The 21514-nt window shown below is 57.8% G+C and carries 20 protein-coding genes and 1 tRNA gene; 11 read left to right on the forward strand and 10 right to left on the reverse strand.

The window, feature by feature from the left end; genetic code table 11:
* The first annotated feature begins 1 nt into the window (after position 1).
* The 3 genes from yejB to yejF are packed head-to-tail and all read left to right on the forward strand — an operon-like array spanning position 2 to position 3690.
* Positions 2-1087, forward strand: a complete 1086-nt coding sequence (gene yejB / locus F3J39_RS07155) for a microcin C ABC transporter permease YejB (RefSeq protein WP_071668043.1) — start codon at positions 2-4, stop codon at positions 1085-1087.
* Complete coding sequence (locus F3J39_RS07160; RefSeq protein ID WP_166714013.1) at positions 1087-2109, forward strand: microcin C ABC transporter permease; 1023 nt, start codon at positions 1087-1089, stop codon at positions 2107-2109. Before yejB ends, F3J39_RS07160 begins: the two co-directional genes overlap by 1 nt.
* Complete coding sequence (gene yejF / locus F3J39_RS07165) at positions 2110-3690, forward strand: microcin C ABC transporter ATP-binding protein YejF (protein ID WP_104085216.1); 1581 nt, start codon at positions 2110-2112, stop codon at positions 3688-3690.
* Positions 3691-3700: 10 nt separating this feature from the next.
* Here yejF and F3J39_RS07170 read toward each other — a convergent pair whose 3' ends face one another.
* The 3 genes from F3J39_RS07170 to rsuA all read right to left on the reverse strand — a co-directional run bounded on the left by F3J39_RS07170 (position 3701) and on the right by rsuA (position 6324).
* On the reverse strand, positions 3701-4027 hold the full coding sequence (locus F3J39_RS07170; protein ID WP_071668046.1) for a hypothetical protein: 327 nt from the start codon (positions 4025-4027) through the stop codon (positions 3701-3703).
* A gap of 369 nt (positions 4028-4396) precedes the next feature.
* Complete coding sequence (locus tag F3J39_RS07175) at positions 4397-5590, reverse strand: Bcr/CflA family multidrug efflux MFS transporter (RefSeq protein WP_039385496.1); 1194 nt, start codon at positions 5588-5590, stop codon at positions 4397-4399.
* 11 nt (positions 5591-5601) lie between these two features.
* Positions 5602-6324: a 16S rRNA pseudouridine(516) synthase RsuA gene (gene rsuA / locus F3J39_RS07180; RefSeq protein ID WP_039385498.1), complete on the reverse strand. Its 723-nt coding sequence runs from the start codon at positions 6322-6324 to the stop codon at positions 5602-5604.
* Between the two features lie 192 nt (positions 6325-6516).
* Here rsuA and F3J39_RS07185 point away from each other — a divergent pair, with 192 nt between their 5' ends.
* Entirely contained in the window at positions 6517-8271 is a 1755-nt protein-coding gene (locus F3J39_RS07185; RefSeq protein ID WP_108569606.1) for a DEAD/DEAH box helicase, read from the forward strand.
* 130 nt (positions 8272-8401) lie between these two features.
* Positions 8402-8686, forward strand: coding sequence for a 50S ribosomal protein L25 (rplY, locus tag F3J39_RS07190; RefSeq protein WP_039386023.1), 285 nt, complete (start codon positions 8402-8404; stop codon positions 8684-8686).
* A 56-nt stretch (positions 8687-8742) separates the two neighbouring features.
* Here rplY and yejK read toward each other — a convergent pair whose 3' ends face one another.
* Complete coding sequence (gene yejK, locus F3J39_RS07195; protein ID WP_108569516.1) at positions 8743-9747, reverse strand: nucleoid-associated protein YejK; 1005 nt, start codon at positions 9745-9747, stop codon at positions 8743-8745.
* Positions 9748-9905: 158 nt separating this feature from the next.
* Here yejK and F3J39_RS07200 point away from each other — a divergent pair, with 158 nt between their 5' ends.
* From F3J39_RS07200 to F3J39_RS07215, 4 genes are all read left to right on the forward strand, one after another.
* Positions 9906-10133, forward strand: a complete 228-nt coding sequence (locus F3J39_RS07200; protein WP_039385503.1) for a YejL family protein — start codon at positions 9906-9908, stop codon at positions 10131-10133.
* Between the two features lie 22 nt (positions 10134-10155).
* A complete protein-coding gene (yejM, locus tag F3J39_RS07205) occupies positions 10156-11907 on the forward strand; it encodes an LPS biosynthesis-modulating metalloenzyme YejM (RefSeq protein ID WP_071668047.1) in 1752 nt (583 codons plus the stop codon).
* Between the two features lie 72 nt (positions 11908-11979).
* A tRNA-Pro gene (locus tag F3J39_RS07210) sits at positions 11980-12056 on the forward strand.
* Positions 12057-12304: 248 nt separating this feature from the next.
* Complete coding sequence (locus F3J39_RS07215) at positions 12305-12508, forward strand: hypothetical protein (protein ID WP_039385513.1); 204 nt, start codon at positions 12305-12307, stop codon at positions 12506-12508.
* A 70-nt stretch (positions 12509-12578) separates the two neighbouring features.
* Here F3J39_RS07215 and F3J39_RS07220 read toward each other — a convergent pair whose 3' ends face one another.
* The 3 genes from F3J39_RS07220 to apbE all read right to left on the reverse strand — a co-directional run bounded on the left by F3J39_RS07220 (position 12579) and on the right by apbE (position 16003).
* Positions 12579-14231 carry a multidrug ABC transporter permease/ATP-binding protein gene (locus F3J39_RS07220; RefSeq protein ID WP_071668048.1) on the reverse strand — a complete coding sequence of 551 codons (1653 nt, stop codon included), beginning with the start codon at positions 14229-14231 and terminating at the stop codon, positions 12579-12581.
* A gap of 86 nt (positions 14232-14317) precedes the next feature.
* Complete coding sequence (alkB, locus tag F3J39_RS07225) at positions 14318-14959, reverse strand: DNA oxidative demethylase AlkB (RefSeq protein WP_039385509.1); 642 nt, start codon at positions 14957-14959, stop codon at positions 14318-14320.
* Positions 14960-14971: 12 nt separating this feature from the next.
* Positions 14972-16003, reverse strand: coding sequence for an FAD:protein FMN transferase ApbE (apbE, locus tag F3J39_RS07230; protein WP_039386026.1), 1032 nt, complete (start codon positions 16001-16003; stop codon positions 14972-14974).
* 137 nt (positions 16004-16140) lie between these two features.
* Between apbE and F3J39_RS18765 the strand changes: the two genes are divergently transcribed.
* Together F3J39_RS18765 and F3J39_RS07235 are read left to right on the forward strand one after the other, a co-directional pair.
* Positions 16141-16257 carry a response regulator gene (locus F3J39_RS18765; protein ID WP_190289134.1) on the forward strand — a complete coding sequence of 39 codons (117 nt, stop codon included), beginning with the start codon at positions 16141-16143 and terminating at the stop codon, positions 16255-16257.
* A 145-nt stretch (positions 16258-16402) separates the two neighbouring features.
* Complete coding sequence (locus F3J39_RS07235; RefSeq protein ID WP_166714014.1) at positions 16403-16564, forward strand: hypothetical protein; 162 nt, start codon at positions 16403-16405, stop codon at positions 16562-16564.
* Positions 16565-16655: 91 nt separating this feature from the next.
* On the opposite strand, the gene ompC is transcribed toward F3J39_RS07235, so the two are convergent.
* The 3 genes from ompC to F3J39_RS07250 form a co-directional block, all read right to left on the reverse strand.
* Complete coding sequence (gene ompC / locus F3J39_RS07240; RefSeq protein WP_039385507.1) at positions 16656-17759, reverse strand: porin OmpC; 1104 nt, start codon at positions 17757-17759, stop codon at positions 16656-16658.
* Between the two features lie 448 nt (positions 17760-18207).
* The gene (locus tag F3J39_RS07245) at positions 18208-19353 is read right to left on the reverse strand and encodes an HlyD family efflux transporter periplasmic adaptor subunit (RefSeq protein WP_166714015.1); all 1146 of its coding nucleotides are present in this window, start codon (positions 19351-19353) and stop codon (positions 18208-18210) included.
* The gene (locus tag F3J39_RS07250) at positions 19340-21472 is read right to left on the reverse strand and encodes a type I secretion system permease/ATPase (RefSeq protein WP_108569514.1); all 2133 of its coding nucleotides are present in this window, start codon (positions 21470-21472) and stop codon (positions 19340-19342) included. The genes F3J39_RS07245 and F3J39_RS07250 overlap by 14 nt, the downstream gene beginning before the upstream one ends.
* Positions 21473-21514 lie beyond the last annotated feature (42 nt).

Consider the following 21514-nt stretch of genomic DNA (forward strand, 5'->3'; position numbering starts at 1 on the left):
CTTGGGTGCTTATCTGCTGCGCAGAGTATTGCTGGTGATCCCGACCCTCTGGGCGATTATCACGCTGAATTTTTTTATTGTGCAGTTAGCACCTGGCGGCCCGGTCGATCAGGCGCTGGCCACTATTCAGTTTGGCTATACCACCGGGCTGCCGGGCAGCAGCGACAGCAGCGCGCGCGGTGCGTCGCTGCGCGACAATCCGGGTGACAATCAGTATCGCGGTGCACGCGGCCTCGATCCGGAAGTGATTGCTGAGATCACCCGGCGATACGGCTTTGATAAGCCGCTGCTGCAGCGCTATGGCGAGATGCTGTGGAACTATCTGCGCTTTGACTTTGGCGATAGCCTGTTTCGCAGCGCCCCGGTGCTGCAGCTGATCAAAGAGAGCCTGCCGGTTTCTGTCAGCCTGGGACTCTGGAGCACGCTGATTATCTATCTGGTCTCCATTCCGCTCGGGATCCGGAAAGCGGTGCATCACGGCAGCCGTTTCGACGGCCTGAGCAGCCTGCTGATTATTATTGGCTACGCTATTCCGGCCTTTATTTTTGCCATCATGTTGATCGTGCTGTTTGCCGGCGGCAGCTATTTCGACTGGTTTCCGCTGCGCGGTCTTACCTCTCCGCAGTTTGCCTCGCTGCCGTGGTATGGCAAAGCCCTCGACTACTTCTGGCACATTGCGCTGCCGGTGCTGGCCACGGTTATCGGCGGATTTGCCACGCTTACCATGCTGACAAAAAATGCGTTTCTGGATGAAATCCGCAAGCAGTATGTCATGACCGCGCGCGCCAAAGGCCTGGATGAAAAACGTATCCTTTATGGTCACGTGTTTCGTAACGCCATGCTGCTGGTGATCGCCGGCTTTCCGGCCACGTTCATCAGCCTGTTTTTTACCAGTTCGGTGCTAATCGAAGTTATGTTTTCTCTGAATGGCCTCGGGCTGCTGGGCTATGATGCCACTATCCAGCGTGACTATCCGGTGATGTTTGGCACGCTCTACATCTTTACGCTGATTGGCCTGCTGATGAATATTGTGAGCGATTTAACCTACACGCTGGTCGATCCGCGCATCGATTTTGAGGCGCGCTGATGGCTCTCTCTGCGGTGCATCGCCAGCGCTGGCAGCGTTTCTGTCACAACCGCCGGGGTTACTGGTCGCTGTGGCTTTTTCTGCTAATTTTCCTGTTGTCACTGGCCGCTGAGCTGCTGGCGAATGAAAAACCGCTGCTGGTGCGCTACCAGCAGCGCTGGTATGTGCCGCTGCTGGTTGATTACAGTGAACAGGATTACGGCGGCGTATTTGCTACCGCCGCCGACTATCAGGATCCGTGGCTGCAGCAGCGGATTGCGCAGCAGGGCTGGGCACTCTGGGCCCCGATTCGCTTTAGCGACAGCACAATCAACTTTGCGACCCGTTCGCCCGTCCCTTCGCCTCCGTCGGCGCAAAACTGGCTGGGCACCGATGCCAGCGGGGGCGATGTGCTGGCGCGCCTGCTCTATGGCACCCGCGTCTCTCTGCTATTTGGCCTGCTGCTGACGCTCTTCTCCAGCGTTATCGGTATTATTACCGGGGCGCTGCAGGGCTATTTTGGCGGCCGCATCGACTTAGCCGGCCAGCGGCTGATTGAAGTCTGGTCTGGCATGCCAACGCTGTTTATGCTGATCCTGCTTTCCAGCGTGATCCAGCCTGGCTTCTGGTGGCTGCTGCTGCTGACGGTGCTGTTTGGCTGGATGAGTCTGGCCGGCGTGGTGCGGGCCGAGTTTCTGCGCACGCGTAATTTTGATTATGTGCGTGCCGCCCGTGCGCTTGGCGTCAGCGACAGCCGTATTATGCTGCGCCACATTCTGCCCAATGCGCTGGTAGCGACCCTGACCTATCTGCCCTTTATTTTGTGCGGCGCCATTACCACCCTGACCTCGCTCGATTTTCTCGGTTTCGGTTTGCCGGTGGGTGCGCCTTCACTGGGCGAGCTGCTGCTGCAGGGCAAAAATAATCTGCAGGCACCGTGGCTCGGGCTGTCCGGTTTTATTGCGCTGGCGCTGCTGCTGTCGCTGCTGATTTTTATCGGCGAGGCGGTACGCGATGCATTTGATCCGGCGCGGGGAGGCTGAGTGGATCTGTTAACCATTAATCATCTTGCGGTGGCTTTTCAGCAACAGCGGGTCGTACATGATGTTTCACTGCGCCTTGCGGCGGGCGAGACGCTGGCGCTGGTCGGAGAGTCGGGCTGCGGGAAAAGCGTGACCGCTCAGTCGGTGATGCGCCTGCTGCCGCAGCCCGCGGTAAGTTATCCGCAGGGCGAAATTCTGTTTCAGGGTCAGGATCTGCTGCAGGCCAGCGAACGCACGCTGCGCGGCCTGCGTGGCAACCGTATGGCGATGATTTTTCAGGAGCCGATGGTGTCGCTCAATCCGCTGCATACGATTGAAAAACAGCTGAACGAAGTGCTGGCGCTGCACCGGGGCATGCGGCGTGAAGCGGCACGCGGCGAGATCGTTGCCTGCCTCGATCGCGTCGGTATCCGGCAGCCGGTGAGCCGCCTGCGCGATTTTCCTCATCAGCTCTCCGGAGGCGAGCGCCAGCGCGTCATGATCGCCATGGCGCTGCTGACGCAGCCGCAGCTGCTGATTGCCGATGAGCCCACCACGGCACTGGATGTGACCGTGCAGCAGCAGATTTTACAGCTGCTGCGCGAACTGCAGCGCGAGCTGAATATGGGCATGCTGTTTATTACCCATAACCTCGCTATCGTGCGTCAGCTGGCACACAGCGTTACCGTGATGCGTGCCGGACGCGTGATGGAGCAGAATCGCTGCGCCGCGCTGTTCCGGCAGCCCCGGCACCCCTATACGCGCGAACTGCTTGCCGCTGAACCCACCGGTGAACCGGTACCGCTGAAAGCGACACCGCTGCTGCTTCAGGTCCGCAATCTGCAGGTAAGTTTTCCGCTGCGACGCGGCTGGTTCAGGCGCAAAACAGAGGAGAAGCAGATACTTAAGCAGCTGAGTTTTTCGCTGCATCAGGGCGAGAGCCTGGGTCTGGTAGGTGAATCAGGCTCCGGCAAAAGCAGCACGGGGCTGGCCCTGCTGCGTCTTATCGCCGCACGCGGTGAGATCTGGTTTGCCGGCCAGCCGCTGCATCAGCTGACGGCCAGAGAGCTGCTGCCGCTGCGCCAGCGCATTCAGGTCGTTTTTCAGGATCCCCACTCCTCGCTCAATCCGCGCATGACGGTGCAGCAGATTATTGCTGAAGGTCTGGCGGTACACCGGCCGGAGCTTAGCGCAGCGCAGCAGGATGCCCGCGTTATTGCCGTTATGCAGGAAACCGGGCTCGATCCCGATAGCCGCAGCCGCTATCCGGCAGCATTTTCCGGCGGGCAGCGGCAGCGTATTGCGATTGCACGTGCGCTGATCCTTGAGCCACAGCTGCTGATACTTGATGAGCCGACCTCCTCACTGGATCGTCCGGTTCAGCAGCAGATCCTGACGCTGCTGCGACGCCTGCAGGCGGATCGTCAGCTGACCTATATTTTTATCAGCCATGATATGCAGGTAGTGCGCGCGCTCTGTCATCAGCTGGTGGTTCTGCGGCAGGGAGAGGTGGTTGAACAGGGAAAAAGCGCGGTGCTGTTCACTGCGCCAGCGGCAGCTTATACACGCCAGCTGCTGGCCTCGGCGCAAATGAGCAAATGAGGGGCGGGGATCAGCGTCCGTTAAAATCTTCTGCAATGGCCACGCCCTGATTTTTCAGGCAGCAGCTTGCAGCACTTTCGTTAATTCGCTGGATCAACAGGCAGGGGTGCCCTTCACAACGGGCAATTTTGCACTCCACCTGAATCTGCGCCAGCGTTTCGCGCAGCTGCTGCAGAATATCCAGCGCCAGCGTGCCTTCATGGCTCAGTAATCTCAACGCAACCAGATCTTCATCGTTAATGCCGCTGGTGGTTTCCAGAAGTTCAATTTCGCCTAACTGATCTGCAGACCAGCGATAAAGCTGTGGCAGACGATGCACAACAGAGAGCTGCAGCATGGTGTTCCCCAAAGATGTTAATCCTGTTTCCGGCCTGAACCCTGTGCCCGCAGCCGGAAATCCCACCTCAAATCAAAAAACGGATGTCAGTGATGACCTTCGCGTTTTAAATACAAAATCATAGAAAAATACGTTATTTGCGAGCATTCTCGCAGTTAAGCTTATGTGTACCGCGATCGCCAGATGCAGACAACCAGTTTATACGCATTAGCGTTACTTTTTTGTCTAAAAATTTTCACATCACGGAAACATTAAGCATAACGAATAGCTGGCGTTTAGCGAGCATGGTTCTCTTTTTTTGCCTGAGAGGGGAAATATGCCGGGCGCGCATGAATACGCCAGGGCCGCATGAATGCGGCCCCTGCGGGATTAGGTGGTTTTACGCGGGCGGGCAGCGTAGCTGAACAGGATAATGGAAAGGGTGGCGCACAGCGCGATGGTTGCTACCATTGGCCATGCGCTGTTCATACTGACCAGCGACAGCAGCGCGCCCACCAGACCACCGACGCCAAAGCGCAGCGTGCCTGCCAGCGACGAGGCGGTCCCCGCCATGTGCGGAAACTCATCGAGTACAATTGCCATGGCGTTAGAGGAGACAATAGAAACGCAGCCGATAAACATCGCCACGCCCAGCACCAGCGGCAGAAAGCCGAGCTGCAGCGCGCTGACAATCAGCAGCCAGATGCCCATAGCAAACTGAATGGTCAGCCCCAGGCGAAACATCTTCAGCGGACCAAAACGGCGCACCGCGCGGCTGTTAATCAGCGTCATCACAAAAAGAAAGATGATATTCAGGCCGAAGTAGTAGCCAAAATCCTGCGGCGATACGTGGTTGACCTCGATATAAACAAAGGGACCAGCGTTGAGAAACGCAAATAAGCCGGCAAACGAGAAGCCGCTGGCCAGCATATAGCCGAACACCCGCTTATGCCGTACCAGCGCCACAAAATTGCCCAGCATCGTACGCAGATGAAAGCGCTGACGCTGCTCCGGCTTCAGGGTCTCACGCACCTGTGTCACCACCAGCACGGTCGTGATCAGTGCCGCAATCGCCAGCGCCCAGAAAATAGCGTGCCAGCTCCAGATAAGCAGCAGCCAGCCGCCCAGCACCGGGGCCACCAGCGGCGCGATTGTGGTGATCAGCAGCACAAAGGACATCATGCGCGAGAAGTCCTCTTTTGAATAACTGTCGCGCATCAGGGCGTTGATCACCACGCTGGCGGCAGCGGCAGAGAGACCGTGCAAAAAGCGCATCAGGATCAGCTGATCGATAGAGCCGGAGAGTGCGCAGGCGGCGGCGGCACAGGCGAAAATCAGCGTACCCAGCACGATGACCGGCTTGCGGCCATAGCTGTCCGCCAGCGGACCATACACCAACTGCCCGATAGCGAAGCCCAGGATGTAGAGGTTCAGCGTCATCTGCACGCTGCCTGCGGAGACGGCAAATTCGCGGGCAATCTGCGGCATAGCGGGCAGATACATATCAATGGAGAGTGGCATCAGCATCGCCAGCAATCCCAGAATCACCACTAATCCTGCCGGGGAGTTTTTCTCCTTGCGCACCTTGTACTCCGTTATTTGTGCTGTTTCAGTTCGTCTGGCAGACCGATGCTGTCAACCTCTTCGGGGGTCAGTTCGCGATATTCCCCCTCTTCCAGCGCCTCATCCAGCACAATCGAGCCGATACTTTCACGATGGAGCGCAACCACATGGTTCCCCATCGCGGCAAACATGCGCTTAACCTGATGATAGCGCCCTTCGCCGATTGTCAGTCGCGCCGCTTTTTCATCGAGGATCTCCAGCCGGGCTGGCCTGGTCAGCGTCTTCTCATTGTGCAGCTGGATACCGGCAGCAAACGTCTCCACCAGTGCCGGATCGAGCGGCGCTTCCACCTCAACCAGATAGGTTTTTTCTAAATGGTGACGTGGTGAAGTGATGCGATGCGACCACTGGCCATCATCCGTCAGCAGCACCAGACCGGTAGTATCGATATCGAGTCGGCCGGCGGCGTGCAGCTTATAGGCTGACGGCTCCTCAATAAAATAGAGGATAGTGGGATGATCGGGATCGTCTGTGGAGCAGACATAGCCCTGCGGCTTGTTCAGCATAAAGTAGCGTGGCCCCTGCTGTACCACCAGCGGGTTGCCATCGTAGGCAATATCATCTTCCGGCATCACTTTGTACGCGGTATCGCGCACAATTTCGCCATTGATGGTGATCTTTCTGGCGCGAATTTCGCGGCCAGCGATAGCACGGCTAACTTCCAGTTGCTGAGATATGAATTTGTCGAGTCGCATGAATTCGCTTTTGCCTGTTACTGCGGGGGAAAAACTGAAACGGTGCCTGTGCGCAGAATACGTCGGCCAGGATAACCGTTAAAAAAGTGCGGGCAGTATAGCCTGAAGCTTTGCCTGCTAATAGTGCCGATCCTGCGTTTCATCCGCTTACATGGCATAATACGCCTCTGATCCAGAAAAAAGTTTATGCTGATGGCCTTTACACTTCGTCCCTATCAACAGGAAGCGGTTGATGCAACCGTTGCCCACTTCCGGCGCCATACCACGCCGGCGATGATTGTGCTGCCCACCGGTGCCGGTAAGAGCCTGGTCATTGCTGAACTGGCGCGGCTGGCGCGTGGCCGGGTGCTGGTGCTGGCGCACGTCAAAGAGCTGGTCGAGCAGAACCACAGCAAGTATCAGGCTTACGGGCTGGAAGCGGATATTTTTGCGGCCGGGCTGCAGCGCAGGCAGAGCGAAGGCAAAGTGGTATTTGGCAGCGTACAGTCCGTGGCGCGCAACCTTGACCGCTTCGACAGCGCCTTTTCACTGGTAATTGTCGATGAGTGTCATCGCATCAGCGACAATGAGGAGAGCCAGTATCAGCAGCTCTTCAGCCACCTGCGCCAGCATAATCCACAGCTGCGCCTGCTGGGACTGACCGCCACGCCGTTCCGGCTGGGCAAAGGCTGGATCTATCAATTCCACTATCACGGCATGGTACGCGGCGATGAAAAAGCGCTGTTTCGCGACTGCATCTACGAGCTGCCGCTACGCTACATGATCAAACACGGTTTTCTGGTGCCGCCGGAACGTCTTGATATGCCGGTGGTGCAGTATGACTTCAGCCGGCTGGTGCCGCAGAACAGCGGCCTCTTCAGCGAAGCGGATCTTAACCGTGAGCTGAAACAGCAGCAGCGCGTCACGCCACAGATTATCCGCCAGATCGTTGAGTTTGCCGACGATCGGCGCGGCGTAATGATCTTCGCCGCCACGGTTGAACATGCGCGCGAAATTCTGTCGCTGCTGCCGGAGAACAGCGCGCTGGTCTCGGCAGAAACCGCGGTGAAAGAGCGTGACCGGCTAATTCAGCAGTTCAAAGCGCAGCAGCTGAAGTTTCTGGTTAACGTGGCGGTACTGACCACCGGCTTCGACGCACCGCACGTGGATTTAATCGCGATTCTGCGCCCGACTGAATCCGTCAGCCTCTATCAGCAGATAGTCGGACGCGGACTGCGCCTGGCTCCGGATAAACGCGACTGCCTGATCCTCGACTACGCCGGTAACCCGCACGATCTCTTTACGCCGGAAGTGGGTGCGCCAAAAGGCGCCAGTGACAACCAGCCGGTGCAGGTGTTCTGCCCTGCCTGCGGCTTTGCGAATACCTTCTGGGGAAAAGCCACCGAAGACGGGCATGTGATTGAGCACTTTGGTCGTCGCTGTCAGGGTATCCTGGAGGATGATGAGGGCGGTCGTGAGCAGTGCGATTTCCGCTTTCGCTTTAAAAGCTGCCCTGACTGCGGCGCTGAAAATGATATCGCCGCACGGCGCTGCCAGCAGTGCGACAAAATTCTGGTCGACCCCGATGATATGCTGAAAGCGGCGCTGAAGCTGAAAGATGCGCGGGTGCTGCGCTGCAGCGGCATGACGCTCGCGCATGGCCGTGATGACAAGGGCGAATGGCTGAAAGCGACCTATTACGATGAAGATGGCAGCGACGTCAGCGAACGCTTCCGGCTGCAGACGCCCGCGCAGCGAAAAGCATTTGAGCAGCTGTTTATGCGCCCGCACCAGCGCGCGCCTGGCGTAGAGCTGGGCTGGCAGCAGGCGGCCGACGTGGTCGCGCTGCAGCCGCTGCTGCGGCATCCTGACTTTGTGGTGGCGCGTGCCCGGGGACAGTTCTGGCAGGTGCGGGAGAAAGTGTTTGATTACCAGGGGCGCTTCCGCCGCGCCAATGAGCTGCGCTAGATGGCAGAATCATTTGCCCCCCTGCCCCGATCCGGCTATAATCCCGCCCGCTTTTGCATCCGCACAAGCGTTTGAATAACCGTCCTGTTGCTGGGTCGCCTGTAGCAGGAATTATTGAAGAGAAATAATGATGTTCACTATCAACGCAGAAGTACGTAAAGAGCAGGGTAAGGGTGCGAGCCGCCGCCTGCGCACAGCTAACAAGTTCCCGGCTATCATCTATGGCGGAAATGAAGCTGCAGTTTCTATCGAACTGGATCACGACGCCGTGATGAACATGCAGGTTAAGCCTGAGTTCTACACCGATGTGCTGACGCTGGTTGTTGACGGTAAAGAAACGAAAGTTAAAGTTCAGGCTGTTCAGCGTCACCCGTTCAAGCCAAAACTGCACCACATCGACTTCGTTCGCGCGTAATCGCAGACGAAATCGGAAAAAACGCCGCCTCTGCGGCGTTTTTTTATGCCTATAATTTACTTCCCGCCGGTGCGGCGCTGTAGCTGATCGCGCAGGTTGGGCGGCGTGCCTTTGATGGTCAGGGTATCGGTTGCCGGATCCCAGAAGATACGCTCGCCAAGCAGCAGTGCGTCAAAATTAAGCGTTAATCCGCCACCGCTGCCGGAGAGTTTTGTCAGCTGGCGCAGCGTGCTGCGGTCGGCCGGAAAGTGCTCCTCCAGCTCATAGCCCTGCTCCTGCGTAAACGCCTGAAAGCTTTTCTCCCCCAGCGGTGGCAGCTCCTGTGAGAGATCGTCCAGCGCAATCTCCTCTCCCGCCTGCAGCTGTTCGTTACAGTAGCTGTAGACCTGCTGACGGTAGTTCTGCCGCTCGTTCTTATCCAGATTTGACTCAGCACAGTAATCATCGACCGCCTGCAGCAGGCCGCGGTTCTGCGCTTTGGTGTCGAGACCGACGCTGGCCCCGAGGAAATCCATGAAAAAGTCAGCTACTTTACGTCCGACGCGACCCCGCAGAAAAGTCAGATAGCGCGTTGACTCCGGGCTGGTTTCCCACTCGGTCAGATCGATACGCGCGACGATATCAGCGTGATTGATATCGAGATAGTGCGTACTGCTGATATCCAGCTGTTCGTTAACGCGCATGCTCGACTGGCTGTTCAGCACCGCAACCAGCAGATACTCTACCGCCAGATAGCGGTAGTGCATAAACAGCACCACGCCACCGTCAGCAAACGGATATTTGCTCAGCTCATCGCGCAGGCGTCCGGTGGCAGCCCGGCTGAACGCCAGGAAGTCATCCTGCCCGCGACGACAGTTGCGCAGCGCGTCGGCCAGCTCGCTATCTTCATTGAACAGGCCATAGGCTTTGCTTTTGGCGCTGTACACGCGATGCAGCTCTTCGGCCATACTGCTTACCGCCTGCGTTACCGGCAGCAGCGTATCCCGCAGTACCAGCTCCAGCTGATTCTCGTCGCGTTTGATTAACTGATGCAGGGCAATCTGGTCAATATCCAGACTCATGATAGACTCTCCTTTAAACTCAGGCGCGTATTCAATCACTGCCCGCCGTCGCTTTCAACTGCGTACGCAAACCGATCGCTTTGCTTGCGATAAAAGTGCGGAAAAAATCGCATAGTTACGGTACTATACCGCCTTTTCACACTTGATTAGTCGACGATATGCCACAATCATCCCGTTATAGCGACGAGCGCGTTGAACAGCTTCTCGCACAGCTGGCGCAGATTCTTGAAAAAGATAAAGCGCCTCTCGATCTTTCCCTGATGGTTCTGGGAAACATGGTCACCAATTTGATTAACACAGACATCGCACCAGCCCAGCGCCGTAGCCTGGCCCGGTCATTCGCGGAAGCGTTGCAGTCTTCCGTGCGCGATGATAACGCTCATTAATTTGCAGATCTGACTCCTATATATGGTAACCAACCGGCAGCGCTACCGTGAAAAAGTCTCCCAGATGATTAGCTGGGGGCACTGGTTCGCGCTGTTTAATATTCTGTTTGCGCTGGCTCTCGGCAGCCGCTACCTGTTGGTCGCTGACTGGCCCTCCTCACTGGCGGGCCGGATTTACGCCTTTACCAGCTGGATTGGCCATTTCAGCTTTATCGTTTTTGCCGCCTATCTGCTGATTATTTTCCCGCTTACCTTTGTGGTGATGTCGCAGCGTCTGCTGCGGGTACTCTCCGCGATTGTTGCCACCGCCGGGCTGACGCTCATTATGGTGGATGGCGCCGTGTTTAACCGCTTCCACCTGCACCTTAATCCGGTGGTCTGGGAGCTGGTGGTTAACCCCGATCAAAGCGAGATGGCGCGTGACTGGCAGCTGATGTTTATCAGCGTGCCGGGCATTTTTCTGGTGGAGATGCTGTTTGCCACCTGGAGCTGGCAGAAGCTGCGCAGTCTTAACCGACGCTCATTTGGCAAGCCGCTCGCCGCGCTATTTATCAGCGCCTTTTTTGCCAGTCATCTGCTCTATATCTGGGCCGATGCCAATTTCTATCGTCCTGTCACCATGCAGCGCGCCAACCTGCCGCTCTCCTATCCGATGACCGCGCGCCGCTTCCTGGAGCGTCACGGGCTGCTGGATGCGCAGGAGTATCAGCGCCGTCTGGTGCAGCAGGGCGATCCTGAAGCGCTGTCGGTCCAGTATCCGTTAAGCGATATCACCTTCCGTGACGGCGGAACAGGTCATAACCTGCTGGTGCTGACGGTCGATGGCGTAAATAACGCCACGCTCGACAGCGCACTGCCGTCGCTGAAGCAGTTTGCCGCTGAGAACGTGCGCTTTACCCGGCACTACAGCGCCGGGGTGCAGCCTGAAAAAGGGGTGTTTGGCCTGTTTTACGGCATCTCTTCCAGCTATATGGATGGCGTGCTGGCATCGCGCACGCCGTCGGCGCTGCTGAACGCGCTGAACGCGCAGGGCTACCAGTTTGGCCTGTTCTCTTCTGATGGGTTTAATCAGCCGCTCTACCGGCAGGCGCTGCTGGCGGACTATACGCTGCCGGAAGCGACCTCGCAGCCTAACAGCCAGACCGTCACGCAGTGGCAGAACTGGCTCAATGGTCAGAAAAACAGCCGCTCTCCGTGGTTCTCCTGGGTCGCGCTGAACGGGATAAGCGCCAGCGGCGACAGCACGAAGGCGCGTCAGCGCAGCTATCTGCGCCAGGCGGGCAGCGTGGATGAGCAGATCGCTGCGGTACTGACCACGCTGCAGCAGCGCGACCTGCTGAAAAATACGGTGGTGGTGATCACTGCTCAGCGTGCGGTGACCTTTAATAACAGCGATAACCCGGGCAACCGCGCGATGCTGCAGATCCCGCTGGTGGTGCACTGGCCTAATACGCCAGCGCAGACTATCGATCGCCTGACCGATCAACAGGATGTAATGACAACGCTCATGCAGCGTCTGCTGCACGTGCGCACCAGCCCGGTCAGCTATTCGCAGGGTGAAGATCTGTTCGCCGCCCAGCGCAGCCATAACTGGGTAGCCAGCAGTGAAGATGGCAAACTGGTGATCACCACGCCATCGGTGACGCTGGTGCTGAATAACAGCGGCAGTTATACCGCGTGGGACGCCAGCGGTCGTGAGCTGAAGGATCATAAGCCGCAGCTGGCGCTGCTGCTGCAGGTGCTGACGGAAGAGAAGCGCTTCACGGCAAACTGATTAAATATGAGGCAGTTAACGCTGACGCATCTTGCAATCGGCTGGGGAATCAGTAGTATGGTTTTCCACGTTCGGCACGTAGCGCAGCCTGGTAGCGCACTGTCATGGGGTGTCAGGGGTCGGAGGTTCAAATCCTCTCGTGCCGACCAAATTATCCCGAAAAAAGCAGCCTTTATGGCTGCTTTTTTTATGCCTGTCAGGGCTGGCATGCCTGTTTATCGCGCAGTACCGGCCGATACCGTTATTCCGGAAATTCTCAGGCTTTCAGCGCGTTGCTGCTGCACCCGATCGCGATCACACTTTGCCTCTTCCGGAACAGGCTTTCATCAAAGCGCAACAAAAGTGTCATGAAGATCCCCTACTCTGATGCTCTCATTTATTTGATGGGAAATCGATTATGGTCATCAAAGCAAAAAGCCTGCAGGATGCAGAGGAGCTTCTGCATTCAGGCATCAGCAAAGTAGAGCTGGCCTATGATATCGGCAGCGACGACTTCTTTCGTCTGGCGACTCACTGGTGCGATCGTGGCGCCCGCATCACCCGCGGCCATCAGCACTTTGTTGTTCAGCTGAAAAGCTTTGCCATCCCGCCCAATCACTGACGCTGCCGCATGCCGCCTGTGTGCCATGACCGGCCTGATGGCCGGTTATGATGAGTGTTACCCGCTGACGTTAACGACCGGTATCCGTTCGCTCCACCGCATCGAGCGTGGCCAGATCGCGCTCGCGGCCGCTGAGTTCCACCAGCTGTCCGTTGCGCATCTCCAGCAGCCTGTCGGCATGGGTAAAGTAGTGATCGTCATGGCTGATAGCAAACACCGTTTTGCCTGACGCCTGCAGCCAGGGCAGCAGCTCGCGGTAGAAAATCCGGCGGAAATGAGGGTCCTGGTCGGCGGCCCATTCATCCAGCAGCAAAATATCCCGCTCTTCCGCGGCCGCCAGCAGCAGCGCCAGGCGCTTGCTCTGCCCTTTCGACAGCTGCAGATTCAGCACCCGGTTGCCATCCAGCTGCAGTTTCTCGCTCATTTTCAGCCGCTCCAGCCAGCGCTGAACCAGTGCCGGATCGGCCGGTTCGCCGCCGCGGCCAATCAGGCGGTCAAACAGGTGCACGTCGGTAAATACCGCTGAAAAGTGCTGCCGCCACAGATCGGATTGCTGACTGCTTATCTCTTTACCATCCAGCAGCAGGCTGCCGGCGTGCGGCTGATAGAGGCCGGTCAGCAGCATCGCCAGCGTGGATTTCCCGCTGCCGTTGCCGCCAATAAGGAACAGCAGTTCGCCGCGTCGCAGCGTCAGATTGATCGGCCCCACCGCAAAGCCCTGTTCGCCATAGTGAAAGCAGACGTCGCGCAGCTCCAGCGTCTGCCATGCGCTGGCCGGTGCCGGGGCGCTGAAGGCAGGCTCATAAGGCGCCAGATCGAAGCGGTTGAGTTTGCGAAACGCGACCTGCGCGCTGAGCAGCGTGGGCAGCGCGCCGACGGCTGAGATCAGCGGCGTGCGCAGGAACAGCAGCGTCAGCGAATAGGTGGCCGCTACGGCCGTGTTGGCCCAGCCGAGACCGTTTGCCATAAAGAACACGATACCGATGCCGCCCAGCATCATGATGTTAGACCAGTTAACGGCGCTGAGATGGAAGGTGTCGGCGCGCACAATATGATGGCGATAGCGACCCGCATTCGTCTGATAAACCGTATCGTAGATCAGACGCGCCCGATCGCGGTTAAGCTGCAGCTCTTTGCGCCCCTCAATAATGGTCTGGAAATCGCGATAGAGATCATCTTCGATATCGCGCAGCTTTGCCATATGCTGGTAGACGCGCGAAACCAGCAGCCAGCCGCCCACCAGCGTGATCACCAGCCACAGCATAGTGACCAGCAGCATTTCCGGCGAGAGCCAGGCAAGGTAAATCGCCGATCCCAGCGTGATGATAATGCCCTGAATCAGCTCCGGCAGCCGGACAAAAGCGATGGTAATGGCCCGCACGTCGCTGGTCAGTCCGGCCAGCAGCTGAGCGCTGCCCAGCTGTTCGATGCGCTCAACGTTAGTATCGAGGATACGCTTGATGAACTCGCCCCGCAGCCGCCAGACAAAATGGTGCCCCAGCTGCGTCAGCGCCAGCTGCGAAGCGAGCGTGACCGCCATCAGCAGAAACAGCTGACCGAGAAACGCCGGCAGCACCGTTGCGTCGCTATTGATCGCCACAATCAGCTCATTATTGATATAAGCGATCAGGCCGATACCGAGTGCGGCACTCAGCAGGGTAAGAAAAAGAACGCCGGTAAACGGCCAGCAATACTGACGAAAAACCACCTGAAGCAATGCCATCAATCTGTTCCAAAGGTCAAAAAATGCTGCCTGCAGTTTAATGGCCCGTCAGATGATAGCAAGAATAATTCTCATTCCCTGTTACGTTAGTTTGCCCGGCGGAAAGTGAGATTATAGCGGACGGCCCCCGCCGCGGGATGCACGCCTGGTTTAAGCGGCAGAATACCGTGATAGCGCAGCCGCGACGGCCCGCCCCACACCACGATATCACCATGCTCCAGCAGCACGCGCCGGGTGGCGTCGCCGCGCGCAAAACCGCCAAACTGAAATATCGCCGGCAGCCCCAGCGAGACGGAGACGATCGGCTGACGCAGATCGCGCTCATCTTTGTCCTGATGCAGCGACATTTTTGCCCCGGGCGTATAGCGGTTGATCAGGCAGGCGTCTGGCGTAAAGTGACTAAACCCCGCTTCCTGCGCGCACTGCTGCGCCAGCTGACGAAACAGCGGCGGCATTGCGGGCCAGCGCTGGCCATTGCTGACATCCTGTTCGCTGTAGCGATAGCCGCGCGCGTCGCTGAACCAGCCAACATCGCCGCAGTTGGTCATCGCCACGGACATACGATAGCCTCCCGGCGTGATGCGGTGCGTAAAAGGATGCTGCGCCGCAACGGTTTCAATCGCTGCCAGCAGCGCAGGTGCATCATCGCGGGCGCGGCGGCGCAGAATGACCGCGCCTTCTGCCAGTGGCTCCTGCCACGGCGCTTCATCGCTAAACAGATCCAGCATCACGGCCTCCGGTTACGATTTATCGATAAGAAATGTTTTAAAGCCGGGCGACATCCAGTGGCTGAAGCCGTCGCCCTCTTTGGTGATTAGATAAACGGCCAGATGCTCTTTCAGCGCCAGCGCTTTTGCGCGCGCGGTGCCCAGCACCATCAGGCCGGTATCCCAGCCATCCGCTTCCAGCGCCGTAGTGGCGATCACCGTGGCAGAAACCAGTTTATGCTGAACGGGCCGTCCGGTTGCGGGATCGATGACGTGTGAAATGCGTTTCCCGTCCAGTTCATAATAGTTGCGATAGCTGCCGGAGGTGCTGATGCCGTGCCCCTGCAGGTCAACGCGCGCCTCGACCGCGTTTTCTCGATCGGTGGGTTTCTGAACCGCCACCCGCCACGGCTGCTGGCTGGCATTACGACCGCGGCTGAGCACGGCTCCGCCGACCGACACCAGATAGTTGGTTATTCCCTGCTGCTCCATCAGCCGAGCCAGATGATCGGTGGCGTAGCCCTCGCCCACGGTTGAGAGATCCACATACAGCCCCGGCAGATCTTTCTGCAGCCACTGCCCGCTTACGTTCTGGATCACCCGCAGATGCGAGAGGCCGGTTTCAGCTCTGGCCGCCGCGATCGCTGCCACATCAGGCTGATGCGCCGGCTGCCCGACGGGTCCGAACCCCCATAAGTTCACCAGTCTGCCTGCCGTGATATCCATGGCACCTGCGGTTTTGGCACCAATGCGCAGTGAGAGAGTCACAATATCCGCCATATCCGCGCTAACGGGCTGCGGCTCTGTCCCCTGATACTGGTTGAAGCGCGACAGCACTGAGGTGGTTTTCCAGGTAGAGATTTCACCGTCGTCGCGATCGAGCTGCTGCTGAATCGCCTGCTGCAGCGCCTCTTTACGCTGCGGATCAACGCCGGCGAGCGTAACCCGCCATACGGTGCCCATGGTTTTTCCCTGCAGGACCAGGGGTTCACGTTGCGGTGCGCGGTCGCAGGCCGTCAGCCCGGTCACGATCAGAGCAGTCAACAAAATATTCCGGAAATGCATCGGTTCCTCATCTGTTACACGGAAATACAGCGTATTACAAAGCATAAACTGCGGATAATTTACGCTAAATCTCATTGAATTAACGCCGGTCATGCTGCAGGCTTTACCACCAGGCATACCACCTTTAAGGAGCACAGATGATGTATGTATTAATCGCCGCCCTCTCCGCCGCGCTGTTCCTGTACGGCAGTTATCGCAGCTGGCAGCACGCGCGTCAGCGTTCACTGGAGAGCTATAGCGCACGTCGACGTTAAGTACTGCACCATTATTACCCACTCTGCACTGCTTCAGGGCTGACGCAGTGTAACAAACCCCGCCTGAAGCGTGTGACGCTGAGAGCGGCAGCATGGCATAAATGCTGCATTGTTGAGAGCAGGTTTATTCTCAGCGAGGTGCAGCATGGCGATGTCAAAAACGCAGAGTGAAAAGTGGCAGCGGTGGCTGAGCTTTTCTGCTTTCACCCTGGCAGGTATTGCGCTGGAGGGCAGCCAGCCGGCTGCGGCAGTGCAGGCTGAACCGCGTCCGGCGGCAAAAGCCCGGCGCTGGCGCAGTGTGCAGTAGTTCAGATGCTGTGCCTGCCTGAGGCGGGTGCTGCAGATAAGAAGCGCGCAGGAAAGGTGGCGCGCAGCCCGCCGGGCCGCGCGCCAGAGGCTCAGAACTGGTAAACCAGGCCCAGCGCCACAATGTCATCGGTGTTGATACCGGCATTGTTGGTAAAGTTGTTGTCATCCAGCAGATTAATCTGGTAATCCACATAGGTCGACATGTTTTTATTGAAGTAATAGGTCGCGCCCACGTCGATATATTTTTTCAGGTTCTGGCTGCCATAACCTTCAATATCTTTACCGCGTGAATTGACGTAAGCCAGCGACGGACGCAGACCGAAGTCAAACTGATACTGCGCAACCACTTCCCAGTTGTCCGCTTTGTTCGCATAACCGAAAGCGTCAGAATCAACTGAGCCAAAACGCGTCGCGTTGTAAGAGCGGGTATACATCGCAGCCAGATAGATATTGTTTGCGTCATATTTCAGGCCGCCGGTATAGGCTTCCGCTTTATCGCCCTGGCCCAGTACGCCTGCGGCATTCTGGTTATTGGTGCGATCGGACTGGAACATAGCACCGCCTAGTGCCAGACCATTACCCAGATCATAGGTGGTGCTCAGACCCCAGCCGTCGCCGTTTTCGCCCAGCACATCACGGCCAGAGGTGGATTCAGTCGGGTTATCATTTTTGCCCTGGTACTGAACGGCCACGTTCCAGCCATCCACCAGACCAAAGAAATTATTATTGCGGTAGGTTGCCATACCGTTACCGCGCTGGAACATAAAGTTGTCCGCGCCATAGGTATCGCCACCAAACTCCGGCAGAACGTCAGTCCATGCGCCAATATCATACGCAATGCCGTAGTTGCGACCGTAATCGAAAGAGCCAGCGTCACCAAAACGCAGACCGGCAAAGCCGACGCGGGTATAGCTGTCTTTAGTGCCTTCGCTTTCAGCCGTGTTCAGCGCGGCCTGGTATTCCCACTGACCGTAACCCGTCAGCTGATCGGTCACCTGAGTTTCACCTTTAAAACCAAAGCGCAGGTAAGACTGGTCACCGTCTGAGCCATCGTTGTCAGAGAAGTAGTGCAGACCATCTACTTTGCCGTAGAGGTCGAGTTTGTTGCCATCTTTATTATAGATTTCGGCTGCGCTTGCTGAACCCGCCACCAGCAGCGCCGGGATCATCAGGGAGAGAACGCGACGATTCATTTATTTACCCTCGGTTATGTGCCTTTATAGTTATGCCACTGCAAACTGAATGTTAAAAATTCAGCCGGCAATTCATTGTTGTTTTATAGCGGGCAATAATCTATCACGAAAATGATACTAAATTTCCGAAAGTGTTTCATTTGATTACAAATTTATTGCCAGATGTAAATATCGTGGAACTAATAATCAGCACATATTGACAAAAAATAAAGCACGAATAAACAAACCGGATTAAATTCCTTCGCATTCAAATAGCTACATTAATTTGATGCCGCACTGAATGATAAAACTTTGTTGCTGCCAGCCTCTACAATTATCAACGCTATCATCATTTATTTTATTATTATCTTCATTCATCCCGAATGAGTGTTTTACCCTGATTCCCGCCGGACATATTTGTCCGGCATTTTTTTATCTGCGCTATTTCCCCGCCAATATAATAATGCATTCAGCGCTCGCGCAGCGCTTCGGCCGCTTTATTCAGCGGCTTGAGCAGATAATCCAGCACCGATTTTTGTCCGGTTTTTATCTCCACATCTGCCAGCATACCCGGCAGCACAGGAAAGCGCTGACCGCGCCGGCTGGTAAGCGTTGCCGTCTGTGTCCGCACATAGACCCGAAAATAGGGTGGCTCGCGCAGGTCGCTATCCTGCAGCGTATCCGGAGAAACGCTCTCGACGATGCCCGGCAGATCGCCATAAATCGCGGTATCGTACGCGGTAATTTTGACCGTTGCGGGCAACCCGGCTCGGATCCAGGCGATATCGCGTGGCGCAACGCGTGTCTCGATCAGCAGCCGATCTTCCAGCGGGACAATCTCCATCAGTTTACCGCCCGGCTCTACCACACCGCCCGGCGTGGTAATAGCGATAGCTTTGACGATGCCATACACCGGTGACAGCAGCGCGGTGCGCGTCAGCTGATCTTCTCTGCCTGCCGCAACCTGCAGCTGCGCATCCAGCTCTGCGCTGTTTTTGACCTGCTCCTCATGCGTTCGCACAGCGTAGTCATTATGCACCTCGTCGATTTTTCCCTGCAGATCGCTGACCTGGCGCCGCAGCCGCAGCGCTTCAACTTTACCTGCCGCACCGCGCGCCACCAGCGGTTCAGTCAGATTGAGTTCCGCCTGTACGAGCTTTAGCGACTGCTGAAGGTTTTGCAGCGTTGTCGTCAGGTTTTGCTGGCGCGACTCATAGAGCTGAGTTTCACGGGCGACCAGCTGCGGGTAACGGCGAATATCCGCGCTGAACTGCAGGGGACGATCGCTGAGCTCAGCATCCAGCCGCTCTGCTGTCGCCCGCAGTGTCCGCACCCTGGCGCTCGCTTCCCCGTAGCTGGACTGGTAGCGGGCGGGATCGAGCGTGGCCAGCAGCTCCCCCTTACGGACAATATCGCCTTCGCGCACGCTGAGCTGTTTGAGGATCCCGCCATCCAGATTATCGATAATCTGCGCCCGGCTGGAGGGCGTGACCTTGCCGCTGCCTGTTGTCACCTCATCCAGCACGGCAACGTGCGCCCAGATCAGCAGCAGCAATAGCGTGAGCGCGCAGAGCCAGATAATGCGCGACGACGCCGCCTCGTTATCTCTGTTCATCTGCTACCTCCGTCCGTGAAGCGCTGCGCTGCAGAATGGCATCGCGCGGGCCATCAGCCACAATCTCGCCGTTCTTCATCACAATGATGCGATCGACCAGCCCCAGCAGCGCCGGACGATGCGTGACCAGCACCAGGGTACGCCCCGGCAGCCACTGCGCCAGCTGACGGATCACCTGCGCCTCCAGCGGTTCATCAAGCGCCGCCGTCGGCTCATCCAGCAGCACGATCTGTGGCTGACGCAGCACCATTCTGCTGAGCAGAATCATCTGTCGCTGGCCGCCAGACAGCCCGCGCCCTCCTTCATGAATGAGGCGGTCAAGCGCGGCAGCATCCTGCTGCAGCAGCGATAACGCACCGCTTATGCGCAGCGCCTGCAGCATCTCCTGTTCAGTGGCGTGCGGATTGCCCAGCAGCAGGTTCTGCCGCAGCGTACCGAAAAACAGGCGCGAATCCTGCGACAGCCAGCCGAGCTGCCGCCGCAAATCTGCCGGATCGAGCTGCTGCATGCTGACGCCATCGATTATGATGCGCCCGCTGTCGGGCAGCGCCTGCCCGGCCAGGATTTTCAGCAGGGTCGATTTACCGGCTCCCGCTCCGCCGACAATCGCGATGCGCTCACCGGGACGGATTGTCAGGCTCCCGATAGCAACCGCACGCAGGCTGCTTTCATCATAGTGATAGCGCACCTGCTGCAGCTCATAGTGTCCGCGGAGCACCGCCGCATAAGCCGGCACGCCGCTCTGCGGCTGATCAACCGGCTTTTTAAGCAGTTCATTAAGTCCGGTCATGGCGCTGCGCGCATGCTGCCAGCGCGAAAATACCAGCGTCAGCTGCATCAGGGGAGCGAGCGTACGCGCGGAGAGCAGGCTGCTGGCCACCAGCGTACCGGTAGTGATCTGATTGTTCAGGATCAGATAGACCCCGGCGACCAGCATCCCCGCGTAGGTCAGCTGCTGCACGCTGCCCGCCCAGCCGGTAAGACGCGCGCCCCACAGCCGCTGCTGGCTGGCGAGCGTGGCGCTGACTTCGTGGGTCTGTTCCCACTGCCGCTGAAACCCGGCCTCAGCCTGCAGCGCCTTGATATCCTCTACCCCTTCCAGCGTCTCCACCAGCAGCGCCTGCCGCAGAGCACTTTCACGCTGGCCCTCTTTAGCCAGCCGCGCCATCGGGATCTGTACCAGCAGCCCCGGGATCACGATCAGCGGGATCGCCAGCAGCGGCACCAGCACCAGCCAGCCGCCAATCGCGGATAAAATCACCAGAAACAGCACCACAAAAGGGATATCCGCTGCGGCACTTACCGTCGTAGAGGTCAGTAATTCACGTACCTGCTCAACCTCACGCAGCTGAGCAATAAAAGCCCCGGTGGAGCGCGGCCGCGCCTCATTGCGGATGCGCAGTGCGCGGGCAAAGAGTTGCGCAGAGAGAGCCAGATCGATCCGCTTTCCCATGCCGTCAGCAACCCGGGTACGCGCCAGCCGGATCAGATATTCCATCAGCGCCGCCAGCATCACTCCGCCAAACAGCACCCATAGCGTGGGTTGTGACCGGGCTGGTATCACCCGATCGTACACCTGCATTGAGAACAGGATCCCCGCCAGCGCCAGCATATTGCTGACCAGCGAGGCGAGACTGATTTCCACCAGGCGTCGCTTCATTGGCCGAAAATGCTGCCATAACCAGTGTGGCTGCCAGGGACGAACAAACTCATCCATGCGCGCATCCCGTGCGCGGGTCGCCAGCGTAATCACGCCTACTTCCGGCTGCGCCTGTGCCAGCAGGTCACTCAGCGGAGCTGAGCGCAGGCCGTCACCGCCTGCGCTCAGCCAGTAATGCACCCTCCCCTCATCATCTGCCGCTTCTGCAAGCGCCAGCGTGCCGTCGTTAAGGCGCAGCAGCAGCGGCATTACGGCCTGCCGCCAGCGCAGCCTGCGGGCGCTGACAAACTGCAGCGTCAGCCCCATATGCTGCGCCAGATCTGTCAGCTGCGCCTGCGGTGACGCCGCGGCCAGCCACTGAAGCTGCAGGCGACGGCGATCGGTGGCGATCCCCAGCGCGGCCGCAGCCCGGTTTAGCGCGGCAATCGCTTCGTCGCGCGTATGCAAGGGTGAACGCATCCCTGGGTCGCCTTTTAGAAAAGAGTGATGTCCTGCGTGTGG

The sequence above is a fragment of the Pantoea sp. Acro-807 genome (assembly GCF_011752675.1).
Classification (GTDB): Bacteria; Pseudomonadota; Gammaproteobacteria; order Enterobacterales; family Enterobacteriaceae; genus Pantoea; species Pantoea eucrina.